At 39.7% G+C, this 8,789-nt stretch carries 11 protein-coding genes; 2 read left to right on the top strand and 9 right to left on the bottom strand.

The window, feature by feature from the left end; all coding sequences use genetic code 11:
* Positions 1–500, top strand: a 500-nt coding sequence (locus RR876_RS16310; RefSeq protein ID WP_332637107.1) for a citrate/2-methylcitrate synthase, incomplete at its 5' end; no start/stop codon positions are given.
* Positions 501–854: 354 nt separating this feature from the next.
* On the opposite strand, the gene RR876_RS16305 is transcribed toward RR876_RS16310, so the two are convergent.
* The 3 genes from RR876_RS16305 to RR876_RS16295 all read right to left on the bottom strand — a co-directional run bounded on the left by RR876_RS16305 (position 855) and on the right by RR876_RS16295 (position 2,736).
* Positions 855–1,481: an aminotransferase gene (locus RR876_RS16305; protein WP_332477772.1), complete on the bottom strand. Its 627-nt coding sequence runs from the start codon at positions 1,479–1,481 to the stop codon at positions 855–857.
* Between the two features lie 77 nt (positions 1,482–1,558).
* Positions 1,559–2,041, bottom strand: coding sequence for a CinA family protein (locus RR876_RS16300; protein ID WP_332477904.1), 483 nt, complete (start codon positions 2,039–2,041; stop codon positions 1,559–1,561).
* 44 nt (positions 2,042–2,085) lie between these two features.
* Positions 2,086–2,736 carry a hypothetical protein gene (locus tag RR876_RS16295; protein ID WP_332477773.1) on the bottom strand — a complete coding sequence of 217 codons (651 nt, stop codon included), beginning with the start codon at positions 2,734–2,736 and terminating at the stop codon, positions 2,086–2,088.
* A gap of 101 nt (positions 2,737–2,837) precedes the next feature.
* On the opposite strand from RR876_RS16295, the gene ispF reads away from it, so the two are divergent.
* Positions 2,838–3,326 (top strand): 2-C-methyl-D-erythritol 2,4-cyclodiphosphate synthase, encoded by a 489-nt coding sequence (ispF, locus tag RR876_RS16290; protein ID WP_332477774.1) that lies wholly within the window; start codon positions 2,838–2,840, stop codon positions 3,324–3,326.
* On the opposite strand, the gene RR876_RS16285 is transcribed toward ispF, so the two are convergent.
* The 6 genes from RR876_RS16285 to RR876_RS16260 all read right to left on the bottom strand — a co-directional run bounded on the left by RR876_RS16285 (position 3,314) and on the right by RR876_RS16260 (position 8,786).
* Positions 3,314–3,838 carry a protein tyrosine phosphatase family protein gene (locus RR876_RS16285; RefSeq protein ID WP_332477775.1) on the bottom strand — a complete coding sequence of 175 codons (525 nt, stop codon included), beginning with the start codon at positions 3,836–3,838 and terminating at the stop codon, positions 3,314–3,316. The two genes, ispF and RR876_RS16285, sit on opposite strands and share 13 nt — an antisense overlap.
* Positions 3,839–3,894: 56 nt before the next feature.
* Positions 3,895–4,986 carry a 3-deoxy-7-phosphoheptulonate synthase gene (locus tag RR876_RS16280; RefSeq protein WP_332477776.1) on the bottom strand — a complete coding sequence of 364 codons (1,092 nt, stop codon included), beginning with the start codon at positions 4,984–4,986 and terminating at the stop codon, positions 3,895–3,897.
* A gap of 139 nt (positions 4,987–5,125) precedes the next feature.
* Positions 5,126–6,022, bottom strand: a complete 897-nt coding sequence (locus RR876_RS16275) for a sulfite exporter TauE/SafE family protein (protein WP_332477777.1) — start codon at positions 6,020–6,022, stop codon at positions 5,126–5,128.
* Positions 6,023–6,303: 281 nt separating this feature from the next.
* Positions 6,304–6,813, bottom strand: coding sequence for a hypothetical protein (locus RR876_RS16270; RefSeq protein WP_332477778.1), 510 nt, complete (start codon positions 6,811–6,813; stop codon positions 6,304–6,306).
* Between the two features lie 120 nt (positions 6,814–6,933).
* Entirely contained in the window at positions 6,934–7,230 is a 297-nt protein-coding gene (locus RR876_RS16265) for a hypothetical protein (protein WP_332477779.1), read from the bottom strand.
* Positions 7,227–8,786: a PepSY-associated TM helix domain-containing protein gene (locus RR876_RS16260; RefSeq protein WP_332477780.1), complete on the bottom strand. Its 1,560-nt coding sequence runs from the start codon at positions 8,784–8,786 to the stop codon at positions 7,227–7,229. Before RR876_RS16260 ends, RR876_RS16265 begins: the two co-directional genes overlap by 4 nt.
* Between the last annotated feature and the right edge of the window lie 3 nt (positions 8,787–8,789).

The raw sequence follows: 8,789 nt of genomic DNA, 5'->3' as shown, positions 1-8,789 counted from the left end.
CAATTGGTTCACTGCGTGGTCCATTACATGGTGGAGCAAACGAAGCAGCGATGGAAATGATTGAAAACTGGACGTCACCTGAAGAAGCTGAGCGAGAAATGCTGGGCAAACTGGAACGTAAAGAAAAGATCATGGGCTTTGGACATGCAATCTACAAAGACAACGACCCACGTAATGGCATCATTAAAATTTGGTCAGAGCGCTTAGCCAAAGATGTCGGTGATACCGTTCTTTATCCAGTTTCAGTACGTTGTGAAGAAGTGATGTGGCGTGAGAAGAAATTATTCTGTAATGCAGACTTCTTTCATGCATCGGCATACCACTTCATGGACATCGCGACCAAATTATTTACACCAATCTTCGTGATGAGCCGTGTGACAGGTTGGGCAGCACATGTGATGGAACAACGTGCGGACAATCGTATTATACGCCCAAGTGCGGACTATACGGGGCCTGAGCTACGTAAAGTGGTGCCGATTGAGGATCGTTCAGCGGCTTAAATTAAAAAATTTGTAATAAAGCCTCTTCGGAGTAATGCCAGTCAGTTAAGGGTTTTAGAAATAAAGCCCTTAGCTTTTTAGTTATGCACGACGGAGTCTTATATTTTTAAATCATATACTTGGAGCTCATCTATTACTTTGGATAAGCCCAAAGTAATCAAAAGCATTTGTCATCCGCAAAACTCGCCAAATCCCTTTTATTGATTAATTAATCGCAGAAACCTTACTATTTTTAAAATAGTTTTGCCTCGAACAGTTGCGGATGACGTTTCCGTGCATCGAATAACATCATGAATTTAAAAAATAAAAAGCCAGTCAATTTCTTAACTGACTGGCTTTTCCTCTTCTGAGGCTTTATTTTTTAGGCATCAATAAAACTGGATCTTCAATGTTATAACCTGTTTCAAAAGGAATCCCGAGATATTGAACAGTCACCAGCGCTTTTTGTTGATTAGGAACTTTATAACTTTGCGAAATTCGCAGCCCATTTTTATAGTCCACCGCCTTGTGTACGGGACTTTTCAAATTGTTGTATTTCACTTGATATTGATAGCTAAACTTCGGGATGGAGATTTTAGGATCATACCAAGAAGGTTCTTTTGAAGTCTTTTTACTGATGACTTGAATTTTAACCTGCTTTGGTGGAACCGGCGTTAAAGCTTTGAGTCGTTTTTTTATTTTTGCAATATCACGCTCAAACTTCTGACTGTCTTGATCATAGTCAATTTTTTGAGTTTTTGGATTGATATATAAAGATTTTACTTCAATCAGCTTGGAGGGTGTTTTGCTGTTAAGTTGATAATAATACAATTGTGGCAAACGACCACGACCATCTAAATAATGTCGCATCACATAAATTTTTTGATCAGCTTGGTCGAGTCCTAAAACTTCAATATTTTGTGGTCCACCTACAGTTGCAAAACTGTGGCTTGAAAAAAATAAGGTGCTGAAAAGTAGAGGATGGATTATTTTCATCATCATGAAGCGCTTCACATTTTATTGATTATGGTTCAGTTTAAGGGTTCTAAATGTAGAAAAATCCAATTTAGTGTAAAGATTTAAGCATTTTGAACACGTTGAATGACCATTTGAGCTACGTTTTTCGTAAGTTGATCAAGTCGCTCGAGTGCACTGCCCAGTAGTAAATAATGGTAAGTGCTTAAACTGTTTTGATAATGAATGCCAATATAAAAGGTGCCTTCAGGTTTCTCAGGCGTTGCACTTCCACCAGGTTTGAGCAACCCTGTACAGGAGACAATAATATCGGCATGACGAAATAGTCGATGCCCGTGAAGTGCCATAGCTTCAGTGACTTCAATTGACTCCGCTGTATATTGCTGAATAAGTGCAGGATCAATCTTTAAAATTTCACATTTGATACTGGAGTCATAACTCACCAGTCCACCGAGTAAAATGTCTGCTCCGCTATGTTTATAAATCGAAAATTGACTGGATAGATAACCTGAACTGGCACTTTCGATAAAGGCAATGGTCAATTTTTTCTGTTCTAGGAGGTTGCAGCATTGCTTGAGTACTTGCACCACTTTAGCCTCCCGATGTCCATTATTTTGATCTGTTTGACAGCTTAGTCATAAACACGGTACACACCGACAAAACGATTACATGCTTTACTTTCACTTTTTACAGAAAGAATGGCTTTTTGAAAGTTGAACTGGTAGTGGCAGTTGTTTTCATTATCGGTAATGTTTTGCTTTTGATCGGGTGTAGTGTAGGCCAAAAATGAAATGGTTTGGGTTTCTATTCGGTTATTGGGGCTACGATATGCAATACCTTCGATCTTAATTTTATCTTTAGAGAGCTGATGCACTTGTAGATGCACAGGTTGTTTGGCAATGACCCCATGTTCAAATTTCAAATAATGTTGAGTCAAACTTTGATTTAACGATGTATAGAAGTTGAGATCATCAATTCTAAAATCCATCTGCTGCTGATAGCAAGCTAAGGATTTACACTGCTGTAGGCGGTTCAACCATAGCTGATGGGTATCGACCAATAAACGCTGCGGCGCATCACTGATTAAAAAAGCAGTCATTGATTGTGTATCTAATTTTTGTCGAATATCTTTAAATTGATCAGTACAGATCTTTTTAAGGCTAGATGAAGTCGGATCATCACAGTCAATGACTTGAGCATAACTAAAGCTGGTACAAAGACAACTTAGACACACTAAAATACTAAATTTTTTCATAAGTTTTATGTCGGTTTTCAACAGCATGATCGCTTATACTTTCACTATGTTGCGCTGCTTGTAACTATAGCGAAAGAGAAAGCGTGAATACAAGATTTCAATCATTTATTTCTTAAAGGAAACTGAGCATGGTTGCACATATTCGAATTGGACAGGGACTTGATGTACATGCTTTTGAAGAGGGTGAATTTGTCACACTGGCAGGTATTCAAATTCCACATACACACGGCTTAAAAGCACATTCAGATGGTGATGTGGTTTTGCATGCTTTAACAGATGCATTATTGGGTGCGTTGGCTTTAGGCGATATTGGTCAGCATTTTCCCGATACCGATCCTCGCTTTAAAGGAGCAGACAGTCGAGTATTACTCAAACATGTATATCAGCTCATTTTAGATCGCGGTTATCAGTTGAATAATGCAGACATTACTGTAGCATGCGAACGTCCGAAGTTGGCGCCGCATAATTTAGCAATGCGCCAAAGCATTGCGGACGTTCTCGATGTTGAAATCACGCAGATTAGCATCAAAGCAACGACCACGGAAAAACTGGGCTTTACGGGTCGTCAGGAAGGTATTTTATCTACAGCTATGGTGCTGATTTCTCATGCAAAATGATCAGGATTGATCATAGCGAGCTTTAATTCTTGTGTTGCTTTACGGCCTTGGAGTTGTAAGGCAACAGCATGCGCCAAACCTGTCCATGTGTCATTCGGTTCCCAAATTTGATGCATGGCCTCATGTGCAGTTGGCATATCGATATTCATATAATATTGACGATATAAATACATCAAACTACTGACGCGATAATTTTCTGAACAATGGACCCAAATGGTTTGTTCTTGCACCAAATGATCAATCATATCTAAGACCAATAAGCACTGATCATCAGACGGTGTATCCCATGAAATCGGCACATGTATATAGTTCAAACCGAGCTCTAAACAGATTTGATCTTCATTGACTAAATAGTTATTGCTATTACTGAGCGCAAGATTGATGACCGTGTTTACGCCATACTCTTTAATTTGCTGTAATTGCTCAGCAGTCGGTTGTCCAGAAGTAAACAAATGCTCGTGGATAAATTGAAAGTTAAGTGTTTGGCTTAAGTGTGTTTCAATAGCGTTCATAATTATTTCTTAATCTTAGAATGAAAAACGCCATCCGAAGATGGCGTTTTAAAAACTTAACGGTTCGGTAAAACGTCTTTGAGTGCTTCGTGCATCTCTAGTAATACCTTTTCTGTGGTATCCCAGTCAATACAACCATCGGTTACTGACTTGCCGTATTCAAGATCGCATAGGTTTTCAGGAATTTCCTGACGACCACCTTTAAGGTGACTTTCAACCATAATGCCGATAATAGATTTATTTCCATCAATAATTTGTTCGGTAATATTTTTAAGAACAAGCGGTTGAAGGAATGGGTCTTTGTTCGAGTTTGCATGACTGGTGTCAATCATGATTTTGGTACTGACTTTCGCTTTAGCCAATGCTGCTTCTGCTTCTGCTACAGAGCCAGCATCGTAGTTTGGCTTGCCATTACCACCACGAAGTACCACGTGTGCATACGGGTTACCTGAAGTACGGATCACAGATACTTGGCCTTGGTTGTTTAGACCTAAGAAGTGGTGACCATGTTTCACCGACTGCATGGCATTGGTTGCAACAGTTAAGCCACCGTCAGTACCGTTTTTGAAACCTACGGGTGAAGAAAGACCAGAAGACATTTCACGGTGTGTTTGGCTTTCAGTGGTACGTGCACCAATCGCTGACCAAGAGATTAAGTCTTGGTAGTATTGTGGTGAGTTTGGATCAAGGGCTTCGGTCGCGCACGGTAAGCCTTTTTCATTTAACTCAACCAAAAGTTTACGGCCAATGCGTAAACCTTTTTCAATATTGAATGAGTCATTCATGTCAGGGTCATTGATCAGACCTTTCCAACCAACAGTCGTACGCGGTTTTTCAAAATAAACACGCATTACGATATAGATTGAGTCTTTAATTTTATCGCTTAAAGCTTTTAAACGGTCTGCATATTCGTGAGCAGCGACAGGGTCATGAATTGAACATGGGCCAATCACCACAAAAATGCGTTTGTCTTTACCATCTAAAATATTGCGAATCGTTTCACGACCGTGAAGTACAGTTTGATATGCAGACTCAGTGAGAGGCAATTCAGTTTTTAATTCCGCTGGGGTAACTAGCGGATGAATGCTTTGTAAATTCACGTCATCGATGTCGTTTTGGGTAATAGAGTTTGACTGTAGAGTATTCATTGCCGTCACTGGTTCGATCGTATTAAGTTGCTTTATAAGCTGAATATAACACGGTTTAGCTGTTAAAAGGTTATAAAAAAGTCGAATGAATCTTTGAAAAAAAAGTGATGAATCTTAGGTTTATTTTAAATCAGAATGCCTACACAGAGGCATTCTTAACTGTTGAAATTTGAACGACTTGAGCAGTTTCGGCTGGCTTCATAGGTTTAGCTTTGATCGGATTCAACATGAAGTTCACACCCAGCGCAAACAGGGTAATACCCAACACTTTACGGATGATTTTTTCAGGAAGGCGTGAACTAATCAGTGTTCCAATAATAATGGCTGGAATAGAACCTACTAATAACCACATAAGGAGGTGGAAGTCCACATTGCCTGAAGTCATGTGACCCATACCTGCAACGAACGTAAGTAACACCGCATGCACAACGTCAGAACCAATAATACGAATCATCGGTAGGTTGGGGAACATAATGACCAAAGCCATAATTCCGAAAGCACCTGCACCGACTGATGACAGTGTCACGAAGACCCCAAGAACCACACCCATTATCACAATGTACTTACGTTTATTGCTGGTTTGAAGCTGAACTTTTTCTAAGTCTTCAGTCATGTCTGGGAGTTCATCTTTACGTAATTTGTTGAAAAATTTTTCAATTTGATTACGGAAGACAATTGATAAACCTGTAATGGTCAACATGAAGCCTAAAACCATGGTGAGCACGGCTTTGTAGTGGGTAGACTGGCTCAAATAGTTGTCGAGTACCCAGTGTGTTGCAAAGGAAGCAGGAATACTGCCAATTGCAAGCCAAAGCACAATCGGCCACACAATGTTTAGCTTTTTGGCATGTACAAATGAACCACAGAATTTTGAAATTGCGGCATAGAGCAAGTCTGTACCAATGGCAATGTGAGGTTCAATTCTGAAAAGGCTAATGAGGATCGGTGTCATTAATGAACCACCACCTACACCAGTAATTCCCACACAAAAACCGACTAAAACACCTGCGAGAATAAATTCGAGTGGACCAAACATTGTTATATGCCAAAATATCAAAAAACGTGCATATCTTATGACGTTTTCATATAAGTCGTTGTCTTGATTGTTGATTTGCTTATTCTAAAAAGAGATATAGGAGTTATTGTTTGAGCTGTATCCGTGCTTTTATTTTTAAGCCTACAATTGTCAGCAACCACCATAGATTGAGACCTATGAGTGTTCGTAGAACATAAAGAGGGGCTAGCTGATGCTTTTTCTATTGCTCAAAATCCGCTGCGGTCGAGCTATAGATTATATCTAAGTGTTGCAGACGTGGATCAGCCAATGTGATCTGATGAATAAATGCCTCCGTTTTGGTATTTTTTAGGTTCCAAAAAATACGCTCCAAATAGTAAACCTCGACCTGCTTTGCCATAAATTGGTGATGATGTGATGATGTGATGATGTGATGACTGGTCACATAGTGTTTGAACAGGTTCTTCCATCAATGCGCAGTTTGCAATCCATAAACAATGCTGTTGTTTAAATTTCAACGTGCTGATTCGTCCTTTACCGACTTCAACGGTGATTTCAGCAAAAGTTTTACTTTGAATTTGAGTAGGGATCCAGCTGCTTGGGAAACAAATAAATACAAGCAAATTAAAAATGAAGGAAATAAAAAGTGTCCAGCCAAAATGATGCTTCGACCAACTCCAGAGCTGTCGAAAGGGTGTGATGATTTCTTGTTGTAACCAATCTAAAGCTGGACGCAATGTTTGTCCCGAGAAATGATCTATAAAAGTGCTTATTATTGAGCGTGTTATAACTAAAAAATCACGATGCTTCAACTTAAATGATTTTGAGCACTCTTTAAAATTCTGTTGCGATGGTTCTGGCTCATATATTTACACACCTTTTTCTTTGGCTCATGATCGAAATAAAAAAGTGTGTGAGTTGTAGAGTAAATACTACTTAGATTGAGCTGTTTTTTTGGGTTTTAAGTCATTGATGCCCAGAATCAGTATAAAAAGTATTGGGGTTGCAAATACAAATAAACAGACACTTCCTACACCGCGACCCGTGAATTGAATCAATAAAGTTAATGCCGCGGCCAGTACACCAAAAGCCAAATATCGGCAGATTTGATAATGTTCTGCACACTTAGCCCAACGTGACTTTTGAGTTTTAGGGCGCTGCTTATCGCTCACCAGAAATAACACATAGCATGCGAAAGTGATGAGAAGTCCTGCAATTAGGTAGATCATGAATTGGACTCCTGAACCGCAGTATTGGCATATTTTTTCTGAATTTTTTGTATGGCTTTGTGTTGAATGGGCTGAATTTTTTGATGTAAGAAAATAGCCAATATCGCAAGGATGATGATCATAAGATCAACTCGCAAGAATAACCAATATTCATGTAAGTCATGTACATATTGGTGGCTGATTAAATAGTAAAGATTGAAAATAGGCAAAGATACCGCCAGTAAAATGAAGACTTTCAGTTGAGTTTTCCAAAGGTGTTGCTGTGGAGTGAGCAATGCAATGACTAAACTGAGTAACCAAGTGCCGGAAAATGCGTAGATTTCGTAGTTGGGTTGACCTGCTTCTAACTGAAGTAAACGGTTTGTACAAAGATAACTGAGCATTGCGATCGGCAAGCCAATGATGGCAGCCGTATTTAGGCGGTTAACCACATAATGTCCAAAGTGGAAACTTTGTTTCTTATTTTGTAGCTGACGTTTTAAGCTCCAGAGTAAAAGCCCAGATGCAATCATGGCACAGCCTAAAAGCCCTGAGAAGAATAACGCAAAGCGTAATAGGGGCTGCGCAAAGTGTGCCATGTGTAAACCATAGACTCCATTATTGAGCGTGGCAATTGCACTCTTATTTCGAGTGTCTCCAAGCAGGGCACCAGATTCGCCGTTAAAACTGAGTTGGGCTTGGTTTCGCGTGATGCTTCGGTCAGCTGACTCAACCAAGTTCACCTGAGCGATATTGGTATTGGGGTGTTTGACCGTAATATTGTCAATTTCTGTTTTACCCCAACGCTGCTCAGATTGTTGTATGAAGTATTCAATTGGTCGCATCGTAGCAGGTGTCGGTTTAGCTTCAGAGCTGATACTAATATTTCTAATTTCATCAAAATATTGGAACGGTTGCTCTGGATAGAGTTTCTTCATGCCATTGGGAAGAATGAGATAAAAGAAAATGGCTAAACCAGTAAATGTAATGGTCAGGAAAAAGGGCAAAGCAATGACAGAGGTGACATTGTGAAAGTCTAGATACGAGCGTTGCCCCTTGAAGGCTCTTAGGGTAAAGAATTCGGTGAATATCTTTTTGTGTGTGATGATGCCTGAAATGAGGATGATCAACATTAAGAAGGCAGCAATCGTGACTAAAAGCCTACCGATAAAATAGGGCACACCATACAGCTGATAGTGAAAGCCATAGAAAAACTCACCGCCTTGAGTTGCAGATAAGGTGACTTCTTTACCTGTGTTCGCATCCAAAGTCTTATTTTCGTAGCCACCATCGGCCTTTTGCCAGTAGATTTTATTAACAGGTGAACTAGGGCTAGCTACACCGATATACCAACTTTGCGCATCTGCGGCATTTTTTTGTAAATATTGATATGCCGAATTCATCGCAATGTCTTGTTTGACTTGCATGGTGGCAAATTGAGGTTGCATCCACAAATTTATTTCATGACGATAATAGGTCGCAGCACCTGTTAAAAAAATGGCAAATAATAACCATCCCAGTGTTAGTCCAAGCCAAGAGTGTAGCCATGCCATTGATTGGCGAACAGATTTTTGCATGGT

It is taken from the genome of Acinetobacter sp. (assembly GCF_036666595.1).
GTDB lineage: Bacteria > Pseudomonadota > Gammaproteobacteria > Pseudomonadales > Moraxellaceae > Acinetobacter.
This window is presented reverse-complemented; position numbering and strand designations above follow the sequence as displayed.

What these genes read in the sequence shown, in the direction of transcription:
- RR876_RS16305 (WP_332477772.1), bottom strand. Translation starts at nt 1,481, where the DNA reads ATGATGATGAAAATAATCCATCCTCTACTTTTCAGCACCTTATTTTTT.
- RR876_RS16295 (WP_332477773.1), bottom strand. Translation starts at nt 2,736, where the DNA reads ATGCTGTTGAAAACCGACATAAAACTTATGAAAAAATTTAGTATTTTA.
- ispF (WP_332477774.1), top strand. Translation starts at nt 2,838, where the DNA reads ATGGTTGCACATATTCGAATTGGACAGGGACTTGATGTACATGCTTTT.
- RR876_RS16285 (WP_332477775.1), bottom strand. Translation starts at nt 3,838, where the DNA reads ATGAACGCTATTGAAACACACTTAAGCCAAACACTTAACTTTCAATTT.
- RR876_RS16280 (WP_332477776.1), bottom strand. Translation starts at nt 4,986, where the DNA reads ATGAATACTCTACAGTCAAACTCTATTACCCAAAACGACATCGATGAC.
- RR876_RS16275 (WP_332477777.1), bottom strand. Translation starts at nt 6,022, where the DNA reads ATGTTTGGTCCACTCGAATTTATTCTCGCAGGTGTTTTAGTCGGTTTT.
- RR876_RS16265 (WP_332477779.1), bottom strand. Translation starts at nt 7,230, where the DNA reads ATGATCTACCTAATTGCAGGACTTCTCATCACTTTCGCATGCTATGTG.
- RR876_RS16260 (WP_332477780.1), bottom strand. Translation starts at nt 8,786, where the DNA reads ATGCAAAAATCTGTTCGCCAATCAATGGCATGGCTACACTCTTGGCTT.